18 protein-coding genes are annotated in these 17,804 nt (G+C 70.2%); 3 read left to right on the top strand and 15 right to left on the bottom strand.

The genetic code is table 11. The annotated features are described in order from the left end of the window. Position 1: 1 nt before the first annotated feature. The 13 genes from ACQEVZ_RS02520 to ACQEVZ_RS02460 all read right to left on the bottom strand — a co-directional run bounded on the left by ACQEVZ_RS02520 (position 2) and on the right by ACQEVZ_RS02460 (position 14,068). Complete coding sequence (locus ACQEVZ_RS02520; RefSeq protein WP_433360675.1) at positions 2–4,960, bottom strand: carbohydrate-binding protein; 4,959 nt, start codon at positions 4,958–4,960, stop codon at positions 2–4. Positions 4,961–4,968: 8 nt separating this feature from the next. Next, positions 4,969–5,739, bottom strand: a complete 771-nt coding sequence (locus ACQEVZ_RS02515) for a cobalt transporter (protein WP_433360672.1) — start codon at positions 5,737–5,739, stop codon at positions 4,969–4,971. An 82-nt stretch (positions 5,740–5,821) separates the two neighbouring features. After that, complete coding sequence (locus ACQEVZ_RS02510) at positions 5,822–6,475, bottom strand: hypothetical protein (protein WP_433360669.1); 654 nt, start codon at positions 6,473–6,475, stop codon at positions 5,822–5,824. A 158-nt stretch (positions 6,476–6,633) separates the two neighbouring features. Next, positions 6,634–6,891: a hypothetical protein gene (locus ACQEVZ_RS02505; protein WP_433360666.1), complete on the bottom strand. Its 258-nt coding sequence runs from the start codon at positions 6,889–6,891 to the stop codon at positions 6,634–6,636. 435 nt (positions 6,892–7,326) lie between these two features. Further along, positions 7,327–7,491, bottom strand: coding sequence for a hypothetical protein (locus ACQEVZ_RS02500; protein ID WP_433360663.1), 165 nt, complete (start codon positions 7,489–7,491; stop codon positions 7,327–7,329). 89 nt (positions 7,492–7,580) lie between these two features. Further along, entirely contained in the window at positions 7,581–8,135 is a 555-nt protein-coding gene (locus ACQEVZ_RS02495; protein ID WP_433360660.1) for an IS630 family transposase, read from the bottom strand. Then, positions 8,132–8,629, bottom strand: a complete 498-nt coding sequence (locus ACQEVZ_RS02490; protein WP_433360657.1) for a helix-turn-helix domain-containing protein — start codon at positions 8,627–8,629, stop codon at positions 8,132–8,134. The genes ACQEVZ_RS02495 and ACQEVZ_RS02490 overlap by 4 nt, the downstream gene beginning before the upstream one ends. A gap of 245 nt (positions 8,630–8,874) precedes the next feature. Then, complete coding sequence (locus ACQEVZ_RS02485) at positions 8,875–9,444, bottom strand: SMI1/KNR4 family protein (protein WP_433360654.1); 570 nt, start codon at positions 9,442–9,444, stop codon at positions 8,875–8,877. Positions 9,445–9,518: 74 nt separating this feature from the next. Further along, complete coding sequence (locus ACQEVZ_RS02480) at positions 9,519–10,250, bottom strand: discoidin domain-containing protein (RefSeq protein WP_433360651.1); 732 nt, start codon at positions 10,248–10,250, stop codon at positions 9,519–9,521. A 574-nt stretch (positions 10,251–10,824) separates the two neighbouring features. Further along, entirely contained in the window at positions 10,825–11,289 is a 465-nt protein-coding gene (locus tag ACQEVZ_RS02475; protein WP_433360648.1) for a hypothetical protein, read from the bottom strand. 665 nt (positions 11,290–11,954) lie between these two features. Further along, the gene (locus ACQEVZ_RS02470; protein WP_433360645.1) at positions 11,955–12,260 is read right to left on the bottom strand and encodes a hypothetical protein; all 306 of its coding nucleotides are present in this window, start codon (positions 12,258–12,260) and stop codon (positions 11,955–11,957) included. A gap of 318 nt (positions 12,261–12,578) precedes the next feature. After that, entirely contained in the window at positions 12,579–13,175 is a 597-nt protein-coding gene (locus ACQEVZ_RS02465; protein ID WP_433360642.1) for a hypothetical protein, read from the bottom strand. 341 nt (positions 13,176–13,516) lie between these two features. Next, positions 13,517–14,068 carry a GlcG/HbpS family heme-binding protein gene (locus tag ACQEVZ_RS02460; protein WP_433360639.1) on the bottom strand — a complete coding sequence of 184 codons (552 nt, stop codon included), beginning with the start codon at positions 14,066–14,068 and terminating at the stop codon, positions 13,517–13,519. Positions 14,069–14,247: 179 nt separating this feature from the next. On the opposite strand from ACQEVZ_RS02460, the gene ACQEVZ_RS02455 reads away from it, so the two are divergent. The 3 genes from ACQEVZ_RS02455 (at position 14,248) to ACQEVZ_RS02445 (ending at position 16,684) form a co-directional block, all read left to right on the top strand. Then, positions 14,248–15,375: a sensor histidine kinase gene (locus tag ACQEVZ_RS02455; RefSeq protein ID WP_433360636.1), complete on the top strand. Its 1,128-nt coding sequence runs from the start codon at positions 14,248–14,250 to the stop codon at positions 15,373–15,375. After that, positions 15,372–16,004 carry a response regulator gene (locus ACQEVZ_RS02450; protein ID WP_433360633.1) on the top strand — a complete coding sequence of 211 codons (633 nt, stop codon included), beginning with the start codon at positions 15,372–15,374 and terminating at the stop codon, positions 16,002–16,004. The genes ACQEVZ_RS02455 and ACQEVZ_RS02450 overlap by 4 nt, the downstream gene beginning before the upstream one ends. An 89-nt stretch (positions 16,005–16,093) precedes the next feature. Then, on the top strand, positions 16,094–16,684 hold the full coding sequence (locus tag ACQEVZ_RS02445; protein ID WP_433360631.1) for an ankyrin repeat domain-containing protein: 591 nt from the start codon (positions 16,094–16,096) through the stop codon (positions 16,682–16,684). A 645-nt stretch (positions 16,685–17,329) separates the two neighbouring features. Here the strand turns inward: ACQEVZ_RS02445 and ACQEVZ_RS02440 are convergent. Then, the gene (locus tag ACQEVZ_RS02440) at positions 17,330–17,482 is read right to left on the bottom strand and encodes a hypothetical protein (protein ID WP_433360628.1); all 153 of its coding nucleotides are present in this window, start codon (positions 17,480–17,482) and stop codon (positions 17,330–17,332) included. Continuing rightward, positions 17,479–17,769 carry a hypothetical protein gene (locus ACQEVZ_RS02435; protein ID WP_433360625.1) on the bottom strand — a complete coding sequence of 97 codons (291 nt, stop codon included), beginning with the start codon at positions 17,767–17,769 and terminating at the stop codon, positions 17,479–17,481. The genes ACQEVZ_RS02440 and ACQEVZ_RS02435 overlap by 4 nt, the downstream gene beginning before the upstream one ends. Positions 17,770–17,804 lie beyond the last annotated feature (35 nt).

Below are 17,804 nucleotides of genomic sequence, written 5' to 3'. Positions count from 1 at the left end.
TTTAGCTGACCAGCTTCCAGGGGCCGTTCTTGTCGCCCGGCTTCTGGTTGCGGGTGTACCACTTCGCCTCGTACACGTGGTTCTGGTACGTCACCCGGTCACCGGCGTTGTAGACCCGCGTCGGTGCCCACGCCGCCGGGCCGCCACCCGGCGGCGGCGGGGCGATCTCCTCCCACGGGCCGTTCGGGTCGCCCGGTGCCTGGTTGCGGGTCCACCACATGGCACGCCACTGCTTGCCCTGGTACGTGGCGTACTCGCCGTTGTTGAAGATCCGCGACGCCGTCCACAGCGCGGCGCCGTCCTCGGCCATGGCGATCTCCTGCCACGGGCCGTTCGGGTCGCCGGGCTTCTGGTTCTGCGTCGCCCAGGCCGCCTGGTACACCTTGCCCTGGTAGGTGACCCGGGCGTTGAACTTGTACTGCGTGGTCGCGACCCAGGTCGGCGGCAGGTTCACCGTCACCGCGACGCCGGCCTCGGCCGGCTCGTAGCCGTCGGTGCCGAGGTAGGCCGCGGTCAGGTTGTGGACGCCGCCGGACAGGCCGGCAGGCAGGGTGAAGCTCGCCTTGCCCGCGGCGAGTTCCGCGGTACCGCGCGGCGTCGTGCCCTCGCGCAGCTCGACCTTGCCGGTGACCGGCAGGCCGCCGGCGGCCACGGTGACGTCCACCTTCGCCGCGGTGCCCCAGTCGACCGGCGCGGCCGTCGCCGTCACCTGCGGCTTGGCCTTGACCGTGCGGAAGACCGCCGGCTGGGCCACCGCCGCGCCGCCGTCGGCGCTCGTCGCCGAGACGATCCAGCCGTACGACGTGGCCGGCGCGAGCCCGGACCAGGTGACCGACGCGGTCCCGTTCGCCGTGACCTCCTGCTGCGCGATCGTGCCGCCCGGCACGTACAGCGCGAGGGAGTCGGTGGCGAACGACGTCTTGCGGGTGGTGAGGTCGACCGGCAGGGTCAGGTTGTCCTCGGCCCCGTTGTACCGCGGCTTCGTCTGGCTGCCGTCGGCCCGGATGTCGTACTCGGTCGCCCCGAAGTTGTTCAGGAACGGCGAGTACGTGTCGATGTGCACCTCGGCCCGGTCGACGTCGAACTGCAGCAGGCGCAGGAAGCTCGCGCCGAACTGGAGACGGTCGGTGGCCTTGTGGTCCACCGTGCCGTCGCCGTTGACGTCGATGTTGCCGTTCGCGTCGACCCGGCCGGGCCACAGGTCACCGGCGGACACCGTGTAGAACTGGTAGTCCGCCAGCAGTTCCACGACGTCGTGGGTGACCGTGACGCCGACCTTCGACTTCACGTTGGTGCCGACGCCGTGCTCGTGGCCGGCCAGCACCAGGAAGACGTTCGGGTTGGCCTCGACGACCTGTTTGTAGAGCGGCGAGCCGTCCGGCGCCGAGAAGTCCGCGCCGCGGCCGTCCGGGTTGACCGACGGCTTCAGGTAGTCGTGCGACAGCAGGATGCCGTTGCGGTCCTTGTACCGCTTGAACACCGAGTCGGCCCACCTGGCTTCCTGCGGCGTCACGCCGTAGGACAGGCCGACCGCGACGAAGTCCAGGCCGCCGGCGGAGAACAGCACGTAGTTGTTCTGGTTGTCCTTGCCGGGGATGACGCTGCCGTCGGCCGCGACCTGCTCGTCCCAGGCGTGGTACTCGGTGCCCGCCGGCCAGCTCTTGGCGACACCGTAGTACCGGTCGGCGCTGAACGTCTTGCTGAACCGCGAGTCCGGACCGGTCTCGGCGCCCAGCTGGTCGTCGTGGTTGCCGGCGATGACCTGGTTGACCACGCCGTTGTCGTCGAGCACCTTCTGGTACTCCGACGCCGCCGCGAGCTCCCGCTCGACCTGCTCGTTGAGGCCGGGCCGCAGCAGCGTGCCGTCCGGGTTCTTGGCGAGCGGGTCGTAGTAGTCGTTCTCGATGATGTCGCCGGTGTGCGCGGTGTACGCGATCTTGCGTCCCTCGCGGTTGTCGGCGATCCACTGGGTGGTGTTGCGGTACGCCGCGGCCCAGATCGCCTGCTCCTCGGCGGCCATCACGTCGGAGGGCTCGGCGCGGCCGTCCCAGTCGTCGTAGGTGCCGCCGGCCGCGCCCTCACTGAGGTACTGCGTGTCGGTGAAGTGCGCGAGCGCGAAGTCGTAGGTGCCCGGGTCCTCGAAGCGGTCCTTGTCCTGCTGCGCCGTAGCGTCGCGGGGCGACAGGTCGTCGGCGAAGGGGTCCTCGCCGGTGACCAGGACGTGGACGGTCCCGCCGTCGCGGTGCTCGGCGCCGACCGGCGCGGCCAGCACCGTGGTGTGGCCGGCCTGTCCGCGGGAGCTGGTGAGCACCGTCCAGCGCTTGGCCGCCGGGTCCCACACGCGCAGCGCCACGACCCGCTCGGGGTCGATGCTGCCCTCCCACCGCAGGATGGGGTCCTGCGCGGTGCCGACGCTCAGGTCGTAGCGCTGGAACACCACGTCACGCCCGGACGGCGTGTCGATCGTCCGGCCGTCGAGCGGCTGGAGCGACGCCAGCTGTACCGCGGCGTCGTGGGCCACGTCGAGCGTGGTCGGCACCGACGTCGCCGTGCCCTGGTAGCCGCCGGTCGGCAGGACCTGGTCGGCCTTGGTGAAGGTCGCCGTGAGCGGCACGCCGGCCGGGCCGGGGATCTTCGCCGACAGCGTGGCGCCGGGCGCGTTGGGGTCCCCGACGGTCGCGGTCAGCTCGGACGGCACGTCCGGGATGCTCGCGCTGGTGAAGTGGATCTCCCGGGTGGCCGTGTTGCCGAGCACGTCGGCCACGGTGACCGCGATCGTGTGCGCACCGGCGGCCAGGCCCCGGCCGATCAGGGCTCCCTGCGCGACGGCCTTGCCGTCGAGCGTGATCACCGGCGTGCCGGCGACCCCGGAGGCGTCCTTGACCTGCACCACGAGCGCGACGGTCGACGTGAGCCGCTGGCCCTCGGCCGGCACGCTGTCGGCCACCTCCGGCGCGGTGTTGTCGACGGTGAACCGCCGGGTCGAGGTCTTGTCGCCGACGACGGCCGTGATGCTGTGCCCGCCGTCGCCGAGCTTGGTGGTGTCGACGTCGGCGCGCCGGCCGAGCGCGGGCAGCGCACCGCCGTTCTCGGCGGTGACGTCGAACAGGACGGTCTTGGTGAGCACGCCGTTGCTGCTGCTGCCGCAGGTGCCGTCGCCGATGTACACGGTCACCGGCTGGCCGGCCGGGTAGCTCGCCGAGCCGATCGTGACGGTGTTCTCGGCGATCTCGCGGCTCAGCAGCGTCGCCTTCGCGCCCGCCGGGGCGAGCTGGAAGTCGCGCAGCGTGAAGTCGTCGTAGTTGTCGCAGCCGCCGGCCTTGGCGCTGCCGTGGTCGCTACCGGCGACGAACTCGACGACGTTGACGCCGGGGACGAGCCACTCGTTCGGGAACGCGAGGTCGGCGACCTCCTTCTCCCAGATGCCGAGGTTCAGCGGGATGCCGTTGATCCGTACGACGTTGTCGAAGCCGCTGTCGGCGCCGTTGCCGCCGACGAACACCCGCAGGTGGGCGTCGGTGCCCGCGCGGAGCGTGTCGACCGTGCGGGTGGTGGGGGCGTCGGCCACGTCGAAGTGGAACTCGGCCTCCTTGTTGGCGCCGCAGGTGCCGTCGCCCAGGGCGAGGGAGGCGGCGGTCGTCGCCTCCCTCGTCACCGCGCCGCTCGTGGCGGTGGTGACCAGGTACGTCGGGCCGGCGGCGACCGTCCCGGACGTGCCCAGCGTGAGGCTCACCGACGCCCGGGTGACCCGGAAGTCGTCGTGGTTGGCGCAGGTGGCGCCGCTGAGGGTGCCGTTGTAGTCGCCGGTCTTGAGCAGGATGGTGTTGTCGCCGGACTTGAGGTACCGGTGCGGCACCTTGAGCGTCGCGGTCTCGGCGCCGGCGACGCCGTAGTCGCCGCCGAGGTCGACCCGGTTGCCGTTGACGAGCAGGTAGTTGTGGTACTTCGCCTCGGCCGAGTTGCCGGCCTCGACGGTCAGCGCGAGCGTCGCGGTGCCGGCCGCGAGGGACTCGGCGTTCTCGGCCGGGGCGCCGTCGATGGCCAGCGACTGCACGCTGCCGACGCCGGGCGCGCCGGCGAGCGCGGCGATGACCGGCCGGGTGCCACGCACGAGCGAGCCTTCGGCCGGGGAGATCTTCGGGGCACCGGCGGGCGCGTTGTTCACGGCGACGAGCGCCTGCGCGGTGGCGCCGGACCTCGTGGTCGCGACGACCGCGTGGGCGCCGTTGTCCAGCGTGCTGGTGTCGAGGTCGACGCCCAGGCCGGCGGTCGAGCCGGGCTCGCCGGAGACGACGAACGTCAGGTCCTTCACCAGCAGGTTCTTGGAGCTGCCGCAGTTGCCGTCACCGAAGCTGTAGCTGAACGCGTTCGCCTCGCCGTCGGCCACGACGCCGAGCAGGCTGAGGGCGAGGCTGCTCAGCGGGAAGTCGTCGTAGTTCGGGCAGCGCAGGCCCTCGCCGAACGGCAGCGTCTCCACGCCCACCGCGTTGGCGTTGGTGGTGTCGACCCAGTTCGCGCCGGCGTGCACGGTGACCGTGTTGACGCCCGCGTGCAGCCAGGCGCCGGGGAACTCCAGGACGCCGCTGCGGCCGCCGGGGATGTCCGGGAAGTAGACCCGGTCCGCCTCGGCCGTGTGGTCGTTGACGGTGATGTAGTTGTGGTAGCGGGCCTCGGTACCGTTGCCGCCCATGTCGAACGCGAAGCGCGCGGTGCCCTTCGTCGGCGCGGCCCCAACGGCCTTGCCGTCGACGGTCAGCGCGACGACGGAGTCGTTCTCCACGGTCGGCTCGGCCTCGACCCGGACCCGCCCTTCGAGGGTCTGCCCGTCGCTCAGGTTGAGCACGGGCGCGCCGCCGGTCAGCGGCGGTGCGTTCTCGGCGACGGCGTCCGTGGGCACGGACCCGCCGGCGAGGACGACGGCGAGCGCGATCGGGAGCGCCCGCCGTAGTCGGTGCCTCATGGTTCTCCTTATGTGACAGTGACGAGGTGCATCGCGGCAAACGCGACGATGCCGGCGCCGAAGACGGTGATACCGCCGGCGGCGAGGACGGGGGCCACGCGGGCGGCGGCGTGGAGCCGGGGTGTCCGGCTGAGAACGGTGCGGCCGGCGATCGCGAGGACGCCGACGCCGAAGAGGACGACGGCCATGCCGGCGCCGAAGGTGAGCACGAGCAGCAGCGCGAACCCGGCGCGGCCGACGAACAGTCCGGTGGCGAGGACGAGGAACGCGGCCGGCGAGGGGGTGAGCCCGCCGGACATCCCGAGCAGCACCAGCCCGGGCTTCTTCACCTGGCCGTGCCCGTGGTCGTGCTCATGGCCGTGCTCGTGCTCGTGGTCGTGCGCGTCGTGATGATGGTGATGATCGTCGCCGTGATGATGGTGATGGTGATGACCGTGCATGTTGCGGCGGATCAGCCAGATGCCGGTGCCGATGACGAGCAGGCCCGCGACCAGCTGGAGCCAGCCGGTCAGCTGCTCCATCCGGACCAGGTCGGACAGCGAGAAGAACGTCCAGGCGACGCCGATGGCGAGCACCGACACGGTGTGCATCGCGGCGACCGTGCCGCCGAGCCAGGCGGCGTCGCGGACCCGGCCGCGGGAGCCCGCGAGGTACGCCGCCGCGAGGCTCTTGCCGTGCCCGGGCCCCAGCGCGTGCCCGGCGCCGGCCAGGAACGCGAACAGGAACGCGAGCGGCGCGATGCCCGGAGCGTTGACGAACTCCTGCAACCGGTCGCTCATGCCGCCACCTGCGCTGCGCTCCGGTGTCGGCCTGAGCCAAACCTGTCACATGATGAGCGGCCCGAGCCGCTTCGCTGGCCGCTCATGCCGGTGCCCTCCTGCGCCGCATCCGACGGCCCACCAGCCAAACGACAGCGATCGCGACCAGCACGCCGGCGACGACCGCGCCGAGCTGGATCGCGGCACTGCTGCCGGACGCGGGCACGGTGGCCGGCGAGTCGCCGAGGGGCCAGTCGTGGGAGTCGGCGCCCTGGCGGTACACCGTCCGCTGCCCGTCGGGCCCGGTGGCCAGGGTCTGGTAGGCCGGGTGCAGGTCGGTCAGCGTCCGCACAGCGACCGACGCGGTCCCGACCGGCCCCGGGCAGGTGTAGTCGATCGTCACGCCCCGCTTGGCGAGGTCGTCGATCGGCTGCAGCACCCCTGGACAGGCCTGACGGTTGGTCTGGACCGTGATCCGTTCGAGGAGGTACTTCGCGAACGCCGGCGCGGGCGCGATCGCCGCCGCGTCCGTGTCGCGGTAGAAGACGGCGCCGTCGAGCATGACCCGGTCCTGCGGCAGGATGCCGAGCGACACCCCGAGCAGCGTCAGGTCGTCGGACCCGCCGACCCGCCACCGCACCCGCACGATGTCGGGCCGGTCGTCGCCGAGGCCGACGGCGACGGTCTGCGGGTCGCCGAACGGGTGCGCCGCCGCCGTCCCGGGAACGGCGAACCCGGCGAGGACCGCGAGCGCCACCAGGCACACCGCTCCCCGCCACTGCCGTCTTCCGCGCGTGCCCAAGGCAGTACTCCGATTAGAGGATCTTGGTTCGCGCTGAGTCTTGCCGATCGTTGGCCAGCAGGAGGGAACACCCGGATGAACATTCGGGTCCGGCAGTTTTCGTCACACAACTGTCATGATTCAACGGCAATTCGGCCATCGGGGTCGCCGAGGCACGTGTAGCCGTATGCGGTGCAGGTCTCCGGCTCGTACTCGCAGATCCACCAGTCGCAGCTACCGATGAAGTAGTGCACGGCGACGAGCTTGTCCGGGGCGGCGATGTGCTCGGTGGCGTACAGCCGCGGCAACGCGTCCACCGGCGATGGATAGAGGTCGTTGCCGCGGCGCTGCCGATGCTGCTCTGGCAGCTGCGGCTGGCTGGACGTGCTCATTCAGACACAACTTCGTTCCGGTGGGTCGTGGTCCGAGTCTGAGTCGCTGTCCGCGGCCGGTGCCGAGGCCGACACCGTGCTTGTCGAGACAGTGCTGGCACATGTAGGCCCATGGGCCGTGCTTGATCTTGCCGTCGTATGCGGCGCCGACGTCCCGGCGCCTGGTTGCGCGGTGGATGTCGCAGCCGGGCATCGGGCCGGTGAGGTAGACGGTCTGCAGGTCTGGGTCGGCCGCGCCGTCGGGTAGGCGGTCGGGCGTTGCTGAGACGGGCATGGAACGTTCCTTGGGCATGTTGGTGGGCCGGCGGATGCCGGCGCGTCGAAGCTGGGCCCGCCACGGCGCGTGGACGCGGTCGTGGCGCGGCCTGGATCGGCTGGTGTGTGATGCGCCGGTGGGGCCGGACACGGTCTGGTCCGGCCCGTGCCCGGCGTGGGTCAGCGCTTGCTGTAGCCCAGGACGATGCGGTATTCGGCGGCGTCGCGGGCGGAGCGCGGGTCGTAGTGCTCCTTCTCGCCGACAGTGACGACGTGCGCGTCGGTGCGGCGGGGCCGGCGGCGCTCGTCGGCGGGCGGCTCGGTCACTTCGAAGTAGCGGTGCATGGTGGTGACCCCCTGGTGGGGATGGACGGTTGCGGCGGGCCCTGTGGCGCGGGACGGGTGCCGCGCTGGCGGTCCTAGTGCTCAGTTCCTCAAAGGCAGTACACGAACTTGCGGCGTAGTGTGCGGGTCGGTGGTGCAGGGCGTTCCCAGATCCAGGGGTTGGCCCGGGTGTTGAGCTGGGCGGTGGCCACGTCCACGGCATGGGTGATCTCGCCGGTGTCGGCGAAGGTCTGTCCGGCGAACGCGGCCCGGCGCAGCAGCCGCCACCAGCCCTCGGCCATGTTCAACCAGCAGGCCTTCTTCGGGATGAACACCTGCTGGATGCGGGGATGTCGGGTGAGCCACTGGCGGACCTTGCCGCTGGTGTGGCTGGACAGGTTGTCGGTGACCACCCGGATCGGGCCGCGTGGGTTGACCTCGGCGATGCGGGTCAACAACTCGATCCAGCCGTCGCTGTTACGTGACGGGGCGCAGTAGGTGACCTCGGTGCCGTCGCGGATGCGCAGGCCGCCGTACACCCAGGTCTTGTCACTGCCCCGGGAGTACTCCAGGGGCGCTTTGATGCGGTGGCCGTCGGGCGACCAGCCCGGCGCCGGCGGGAACGTGCGCGGGATCACCGGGCCGAGTTCGTCGGCGCAGATCACCGTGGTCCGCTCCGGCGGGTGGGTGTAGAGCTCGACGACCGCCGCCCTTTTGAGACGAAGTCGGGGTCCTCGCTGTGCGCCCAGGAGCGGGTGTGCCGCCAGCGCACCTTCTCCGCCATGAGGATGCGCCGTACCTGGCTGCGGTGCACGTCGATGCCTTCGGCCCGGGCGTTCTCGGTGAGGCTGTTCAGTGTCCACTGCGGCGGGCCGTGCTCATCTGCGGCGGCCAGCTGCCCACTGTCGTCGCGGACCGGCCGGCCCGGGGGATCCGAACGGGCCAACGCGATGATGCGGCCCCGCTCGCGTTCGGTGATCCGGCGTTTGCGTCCGGCCCCGGGCAGGTCACCGAGACCGTCGAGGCCCTCGGCGTTGAACCGGGCCAGCCGTTCCCGCACGGTCTGCATGTGGCAGCCGAGCCGGGCGGCGATGTCACTAACGGGGCGGCGGTGGCGGGGGTGTGGTCGCGACGGACTGGTGTTTGCGTGCGAGCACATCGGGTGCATCCCTTCGCCGAGCCGTGCGAGCGTGAGCGTTGCGGCGGGTGCCGCACGTCGCCGATGCCGGCGAGGGTGTGTCACGGTGGCGTTTATCGGCGTAGCGGGGTGTGACCTCGACGGCTGCGGGTGGTTCGAGCAGTGGCTGTTATCCGCGGCGCACCAGGACAATCCTCCGTGTCGTCAGAAACTACCGAGAGTGTCGACGCGTCTGCCGCTGCAGACACTGGCGGCGCCCGACCCGCTCAGTCGTCCCAGCCGAGTTCGCCGTCGTAGGCGACGACCGGGCGCAGACCGGGATGGGCGGCACTGCCGGACATCCGACCACCGGTGAGCAGGGCGGTGGCCAGGTCGGCGACCTCGCTTGCCAGGTTCGGCCACGGCGGGACCTGCTGGTTTCGCGTGTCCATGTGGTCCCAGTAGAAGGCCTCGCCGGCGGCGCCGGGGCTGTGGTCGACCATTATGCTGGCAAGTCCTTCATCGGTGGTCAGCGGCAGCCAGGTCGGCCGCCAGAGGTCGGGCCAGTCGACGCGAGAGTCCCGCGTGACGTCGTTGATGGTGCGCCACCGCTCGGCGATCTGCCTCGTGTCGAGCATGCGGTGCACTGGGGCGAGCGGAAACGCGCCGTCGAATCCGGTCGAGCCGTTGTGCCAGCGCAGCAGAGCCTCGACCTCGGGACGCAGCCGGAACCCCAGGACCTCTTCCAGCGTGGCGATCTCGGCGGCGGTCGCCGGCGGTGCGAGCAGCGCGGCGGTCGTAGGTGTGTGTTGCTGTAACCATTGTTCGATCTGCTCCAGCGAGGTTGCGAGGCTCATGCCGACCATCATGACCGGCCGGGCCGACATGCGGGCCAGAGACGGGCGGGCCCGCCCTCGGGGGTTCGGACGGTTCAGTTGCCGCGGGCCTCGAACTCGTCGAGCATGGTCCAGGCGTCGCCGCCGTCGATGGTGGCCCGCACGTACCGGGCGGACTCGTTGAGGCTGATCGTCCGGTACGTCTTGGCCTGGATGCCGGACCCGATCGCCGGCCGGTCGATGACGGCGACGGTGCGGAAGTTCACGCCGTCGTTAGACACCTCGTAGGTCAGGTTCGGCGGCAGGAACGTGTAGTCCGGCCGGACCTGCAGCCAGGTGGTGTTGATCTCGGTGATCGTCTTCGTCGCACCGAGATCGATCGTGAACTGGTAGGTGCCGGGAGCGTTACGACCCTGCCACTCGGGGCCGTAGATGAGCCCTCCGTGCTTGCCGTCGGTGAGTTCGGTGCCGTTGGTGTCCGGGTACCAGGTCGCGTCGGCCGGCTTCGTGCTCGTGTACGAGCAGCCTGTGGCACCATCCGCGGCACCGCAACGGGCGTAGTTGACCGGGGCCGCCGGCAGCGCTGTCGTCGTGGCCGAGACCTCGGCGCTCAGGCCGGAGACCATGCCCGACCCGTCGAACGCCTGGACGCGGTAGCGGTAGGCGCGTGACCCGTCGAGTTGCCGGTCGAAGAACGACGCGGTGTTCCCGATGATGTCGGCAACGAGTTCGTCGTCGCGGTAGACGTGGTAGCCGGCGACGCCGGCGCCCGCGTCGGAGGAGGAGTTCCACCACAGGTAGATCGTCTGCGGGCCCAGCGTGTTCACGCTGACGCCGCCGGGTGTGGACGGGGCACTGCCGTCGGTGCCGTTGCCGGTGGCACCGCTGGTGTACCAGAGGTTTGTAGCCCTGGTAGAAGGCGAGGAGCCGGAACTCCGAGCGGGTGGACTGGTAGTGGTTGAACGAGAACGACCACACGCCACTGACGTAGGGCAGGACCGCGTTGATCGCGGAGGCGCATCGACTCGTCCCAGGGAATCGTCCCAGGCATGCTCCCCACACCGCGGATCATACGGATTTCACAACTGCCGTACCGGCCCGTCGCGTCGGCATCGGCCGCTTCGTCCTGACCGTTGACACCAAGATCGGGTGCGCACATCTGCCGCGTCTGGTGCGCGAAGGCCAGCTGGAGTTCGTCACAGTGGGGCCTTACACCGTCCTCGGTACTGGCGAACCGGTCATCGAGCGACGGCGGCGCGGAGCTCGCCGGGGCCATCTGAGCCAGCAGGGAAATCGGACTCACTGCGTCACCCGATCGAGCAACGCAACTGTGACCCCGGGCTGGCTTGCCCACGCCGGCCCGTACCTCGCCGGGTGCGAGCCGGCGGCGTCAGCCGTGCATCAGTATTGGCCGGTGTAACAAGACGAATTGACTCGGTAGCAATCGGCGTACCCGACGATTTCGTGGTCAACGTCTCGCACGTAGACCGTGACATCGGTGATCCCGCCGGAGACCGCGCTTCCGTCCAGCGTCACGTTGCCGATCGTCTGCCAACCACCCGTGGTTCCGCCGCAGCGGTCCCAACCCTTGGCGTCCACGACCGAGTTCCCTTGCGATCCGATCACCGAAAGCTTTCCGCATTCGCCCGCCTTGACATAGAGCTTCAGCGATGTGACGGTGACGGACCGGCTGTACCAGCTGAGACCTCCGGTGGCCTGGACGGCGACAGCACCCGCCCCGCCGGAATGCACCGCCTTGGCGACGAAGCTGGTCGGGGAGGCGTTGGCGGCGGAACTCCACCCGAATACGGAAACGGCGAGCATGCCGATCGCGATACCTGCCTGCAGCATCCGTCGTCTGAGCATTGCATCTCCTTGCGGGTGTTCGTCGCGGCCCGTGGGCGTACGACACAGCGGGTTGGATCGCGTCCGAGGCTATCAACGAACTTCAGTCGGTACGCCGCCGCCCTGTGGACGGTTGTCTGGTGTCCACGTTGGCAGTCATGGCCATGTCGTGGGTGGGCCGCCGCCGAGGGGACAGTCGTCAAGATTCTTCTTCTGTGTGTCACCCGGCCTCGGGGTGGCGGGGCTGGCCCTCGCGGATGATCGGTGCTGTGGGGACGAGTATTGGACGACGTTCGGGATGAGGACGTGCACGGGGTTCGCGTCATTGCCGGCGAACGTGGTTCGGCCGGTCTGGCGGCTCTCGTGTGCGGTGACAGGATGAGCGTGCGGCACGACAGGGCGAGCGTGCGGCACCGACCGGGACGGACGACTCGTACACGGCGGTGAACACCACCGGCAGCAGCAGGACGGTCGCGGCCAGCACGACGACGGCGTGCTGCTGATCGAGCGCGGCACACACATGGTGGTGGCCAACCTGACGCCCAACCCGCGGACAGTCCCGCTGTCGGCCGAGTGCATATCTTCACCACCGACGACGCGGCGTTGCTGCAGTCGGATTCGCTGACGCTACCCGGCGAATCCGCGGTCATCCTGTAAGCGGCCGTCGCGCGCCAGCCGCTCTCCGCTCAGATCCGGCTGAGCGCCGACTTGGTAACCGCGACGACGGTCTCAGTGCCGGTGACGTCGAAGCCCACGACGAGAATGTTGATCATCCACCCACCCTTGAGGGCCCAGACAGCACTCGGCTCGCCGAACGCCTTCTCGCCCACGCCGCTGATGTCACTCACAGATCCGGTGGCACTCAAAGATCCGGCCTGCGTCTTCATCCGGTCGAAGAGTGCGGCGTCGGCGGGCCACACCGCGACTGTGACGAACGAGGCGCTGGCGGCGATGATCGCGGCCGTCGCGGCGCTGGTGACGGTGCTCCGCACATAGCAAGAAGGCCCGACCACCCCTGGGAGTTCAGGTGGCCGGGCCTTCTTCTTCTGGGCGCGCTGGGTCGGCAGCGGCCCGCTTGCAGACGGCGTCAGAGGCCAGTCTTACGCCGCCCTGTCATGGGTCGACCATGGTCCACATGCGAACCCACCGATAGCGCTCGTTCTCGTCGACTCTGCGCTCGGCCTCAATGAACTCGATCAAATCCAGCAGCTCGCCGGCCGTCTCACCGAACGCAACAGCGCCTCAGCGCCTACGGAGCGACCTCTGGCACCACACGGCACCTCGGCAGCTTCTCCCAGGCCGTCGCCGGCTCACCATCCGTTGGGGGCGTCGCTCGCCGAGGTGCCGCGGCGCGAGGTTGCATAGGGCTCAGAGCTCGTGGCGTACCGGACGGACAGTTCGGGCTCGGTGTCCTGTTGTGGAGTGGTCAGGCCGAGCCCGTCGACGCCGATCGGACGGTTCTCAGCAGCCGTCTCGGGCGCCCCGTCGCGGGCGGGCTGTGGCCAGCGACGCCACCGCTGCATGCTGGTCGCCCCGACCAGCAGCAGCACGCCGAGCGTCATCGTCGTGCCGGTCCGGATCGGCGCGGCCAGGTCGATGTGCCGACCCGCGACATACAGGTCGTCGGTGAACACGCGCGTCACGGTTGACGGGGAGACGAGCAGCAGCGTGTTGCTGAAGATGTACACGATGCCGATCGTCATTGCGCCCAGCGGGGAGAACCGCAGGGTGCCGAGCACGCCCAGTAGCAGTCCGGCCGCCGCCAGTACCAGCAACGGCCGCACGAACTCTGCGGGCTGCAGGTCTCCAGAGAACGCCGCGACGGACCGCTGCTGACCGATCGCTAACAGTACCCAGGCGAGCGGGGCGACGACGATCGCGGTGATCAGGGTGCCAAGATGCCGCACGGCAGGTCCTCCTTAGGTCGACATACTTCGCATCCTTCGGAAGAGCGGATTACTGGCACAAGACGTCACACCCTCCGCTCCGGCGCGGAGGCGAGGTTGAGCACCCCGCGCTTGAATGTCTCGTGGTACAGCAGCCGAACGTGGCGCGAATGACCAGGGCGGGTCGCGGCGCTGCTGCACGACGGGACGAGCCTGGTCGGGTCTCCCATTCAGCCGCCGCTATCGATCGGCTGGGTGTCCCCGGTCCGCGCCGGCGACGGGTCCTGGTGGGTCGCCGGCACATGGCTAAGGGCTCCGGCAAGGCCGTCCGGAACCCCAACCATGTGCCGGCCACCCTCCGGTCAGCGGAGAGTGGCCGCGCCGGCGTTGGCGTACCGCTCGTCGAGTTCGCCTGAGGGCGCGCCGCCTACTCCGATGGCCCCGACGACCTGACCGTCGACGGTCACCGGCACGCCGCCGGCGAGAAACAACGTGCCGGGGATGTCGCGCAGCGTGGCTCCCGGCCCGGTGACCCGGCCCGCGAGCGCGGAGGTCGGCTGGCCGAAGGAGGCGGCCGTGAACGCCTTGCGCTTGGCGGATTCAGCCGACTGCGGGCCTGCACCGTCGCCCTTGAGCTGCACCTGGACGTTGCCCGATCGGTCGAGGATCACGACGGTGACGTGGTGGCTGCCCTTCTCCGCCGCATCGAGCGTCGCTCCGGCCGCGCGCAGTGCCGCGTCGATGTCGAGAGACGGGTTGGCGACGATGTTGCTCTGCGCCGCTACCGCGGTGGCGTTTGCCGCAGTCACCGGCTCGGCGGCGTTGGCCTCGATGGTGACGCCGGTGACGGCGGCCACACCGAGGGCGCCGGCAATCAGGCCGAGCGCGCCCCGGCGACGGACGTTGTTGATCATCGAAGTACTCCTTCGGTCAGGTTCGAGTCGAGGTGACAATCGCCAGCCTGGTCGAGACTCGCGGCGTAGGCATGGCACGGCGGATCGATCCGCGATACATCAGACGGTTGATTCACCCGCCTCAGACCTGCCGTATCCTTGATCAAGATCAGCTGTCTGGGTGAGTGAGGCGGGCGCCAATGCGGGAGGATCGGCTGCGCGTGGCAATGCGGTGGGGGTTTCTGCTCCTGCTGGCCGCCGCCGCCTCCCGTTATGTCGTGCGACATGGCTGGGGAGCCCAGACCGCCGGCGTGCTGGCGCTGGCCGGGGTGTTGCTGGCCGCGTACACGGTGAATGAACTGGGGAGTTTCGCACCCGGAGCACGCTTCGCGGCGGTGATCGTCGCGTTCCTCGCGCTGGTGCTCGCCGCGCCGAGCTTCGCCCTGGTGGCGATCCCGCTGTTCTTCGTGGGCCTGCGCCAGCTCCCGCAGCGCGCGGTCTGGCCGCTGGTCGGGCTGCTGACCGCGGCGGTCGTGATCGCGCAGATCCGGCTGGCTGACGGGTTCGACCCCAGCCTCGTGCTGGGGCCGGTGGGCATCGCCGCCATCACCACTGTCGTCTTCCTCGAACTGGATCGGCAGAACCGGGCTCGGCAGCACGCGCTCGACGCACTAGTGGCCGCCCGGGACGAGCTGGACCGCAGCCAGCACGAGGCCGGGGCGCTGGCGGAGCGGGCCCGGCTGTCCCGGGAGATCCACGACACCCTCGCCCAAGGCCTATCGAGCATGAACCTGCTGCTACAAGCGGCCGACCGGGAATGGGACACCGAGCCCACACAGGCGCGCGGGCACGTGCGGGAGGCCGCGGCGACCGCGCGGGACAACCTGGCTGAGGCGCGCCGCTTCGTGCGCGGCCTGGCCTCGCCGGCACTCGACGGTGCATCGTTGACCGATGCCCTGCGACGGCTGTGCGCGGCGACCGAGCGCGACACGGGCACGCCAGTCCGACTCACCGTGGTGGGCACTGTTGTGCCGCTCGGCGTCGACAACGAGATCGTCCTGCTGCGGGTCGCGCAGAGCGCCCTGGCCAACGTCCGCAGCCACGCGAATGCACAGCAGACCGCGGTGACGCTGACCTACGGCGACCGGGAGGTGATGCTCGACGTGTACGACGATGGAACAGGCTTCGACCCCGCGGTCGCCACCGGGTTCGGGCTCACGGGCGTCCGAGAGCGGGTAGCACACCTCGGCGGCAAGGTCACCATCGAGAGCGCACCCGGAGAGGGCACCGCGCTCGCCGTCAGCCTGCCAATGCGGGAGGCGGGATGACGATCCCGCTGCGGCTGATGCTGGTCGACGACCACCCGGTGGTCCGCGCCGGCCTGCGCGCGCTGTTCGGGAGCCGGCCGGACATGACCGTGGTCGCCGAGGCGGCCACGGCTGCCGACGCCGTCCGGCAGGCCGCCGCCCTGCGCCCCGACGTCGTGCTGATGGACCTGCAACTCGGCGACGGAGTCGACGGCGACGCGGCCACCGCGCACCTCCTGGCCCTACCGGACCCGCCACGCGTCCTGGTGCTGACCACGTACGACACCGACGAGGACATCATGCACGCGGTCGAAGCCGGCGCGACTGGATACCTGCTCAAGGACTGCGCACCCGACGAGCTCTTCCGCGCCGTGCACGCCGCCGCCGCCGGACAGACCGTCCTCTCCCCACCGGTCGCCGCTCGGCTGATGGACCGGATGCGCGGCCCACAAACCACCCTCAGCACCCGCGAGGTGGAAATCCTCACGCTGCTCGCCCGCGGCCACGCCAACAAGGAGATCAGCCGACTGCTCTTCATCAGCGAGGCCACCGTCAAGACCCACCTCGTCCACATCTACGCCAAACTCGGTGTCGACTCGCGTACCGCGGCGGTGCACGCCGCCGTCGAACGGAAGCTGATCAGGCTGTGAAGCGCCGCGTCTTGCTCGCCCTCGCCCTCGCCCTCGTCACGGCGGCTGGCTGCACGCGACCCGACGCCACACCACGCCGGGAGGACTCTATGACCAGCCCCGCCAACCGCGAGCTGCTCGCAGCGGCGAGCGCCGGAGACACGGCAGGCGTACGCGCAGCGCTGGCGGCCGGCGCTGAGCTTGCGGCCCGCGATGCGCGTCGGCGTACCGCGCTGCTGCTGGCCGCCGCGAACGACCACGTCGAGGCCGCCCGCGTGCTGGTCGACGCCGGAGCTGACCCTGACGCGCTCGACGACCAGCACGACACGCCGTGGCTGGTGACCGGGGTGACAGGCAGCGTGCCGATGCTCGAGGTCCTGCTGCCCGCCCAGCCGGACCTCACGATCGTGAACCGCTACGGCGGGATCTCGATCATCCCGGCCAGCGAGCGCGGTCACGTCGACTACGTCCGGCGTGTCGTCCAAACCGACATCAACGTCAACCACGTCAACAACCTCGGCTGGACGGCGCTGCTCGAATGCGTGATTCTCGGTGACGGAACCAGGCCGTACCAGCAGATCGCGGAGATCCTCGTGGCCGCCGGCGCAAACGTCCACCAGCCCGACAAGAACGGCGCCGACGTGCTGCAACACGCACGCAACCGCGGATACGACGAGATCGTCGCCATCCTGTCACGCTGAGCAGGGCAACGGCCGATCATCCGCTGGACGAGACAGGCGACCTCCACGCGAAGCCCGCCCTAACGATCTCGTGCGCAAGCGGCGCGAAGCACTCGACCACCTGCGGATCTGGAACGAGACCCACGCCCGGCACATCCTCGACGCCTACGCCCGACACTACAACCGCCATCGCCCACACCAGGCTCGAGGACAGCTCCCTCCCCTCGCCCAGAAGCACCCGGCGCCCGTGACCGACCCGACCGCTCACCGACTCCTACGACCCCGAGTGCTCGGCGGCGTCATCAACGAGTACAGATATGAAGCCTGACCAGCAGCGACGAGCTTCCGAACGGGGCAGGGTCGCAACCGCTACGGAACAAGCAATCCGGCAACCGTAACGCTGACGCCGACGCGTGACAGTCCAGCTCGTGAGGTGTCGAGCACGGCGTCGGGTGCGATCGAGCGATCCCACCAGGCAAGGCCAACCGTGGGCCCCCAATAACGCCATCCCGGGTCGGTCAGGTCCGGGTTCTGCGCCGCGGACGCCTGCTCCAGCGTCCCCCACCCGGACTTCTGAATCACCTCAGCTTCACCGGTGGTGATGGGATTCAACCATGCCAAAACCACCGGCACGGACTCGGTGCGACAGACGGCAAAGGACTCCGGCTAATACGTCGGGCTGGTCGCGACCATGGCTGTGGTCTGACTGCCCGGGAAGAGGTGCCCACGCGGACCGGTGCCGGCCGGGCGACCGAACGTGCCGGCGGCCAGCACCACCACCGGGGTGTGCGGGATGCCCAGCGTCTCGGCGGCGATCATGCTGCCGAAGTCGGCCTCGCCGCAGACGATGACGTCGGCGCGCCAGCCGGCGGCGACCTGCCGTACCGCCGGCGCGGGTCGAGCGCGGTCCGCCCGGCGAAGCCGTTGCTGAAGTCGCGGTCCTCGCGCTTCAGGTCGACCCGCGAGAGCGGGGGACGCTCGCCGGAGTCCGGCGGCCAGGTGCCGGACGACAACGCCTCGAAGCCGGCTTGTGTCACGAGCGGCATCAGCGCGGGCTGCCCGGTTACCGCGACGCTGTGCCCGGCGTCGGCGGCGGCCCAGGCCAACGGGACCAGCGGCGAAGCGCGGGGGTGTTAGTCCT

The sequence above is a fragment of the Dactylosporangium sp. CA-152071 genome, assembly GCF_050936335.1.
GTDB classification, from domain to species: Bacteria; Actinomycetota; Actinomycetes; order Mycobacteriales; family Micromonosporaceae; genus Dactylosporangium; species Dactylosporangium maewongense.
This window is presented reverse-complemented; position numbering and strand designations above follow the sequence as displayed.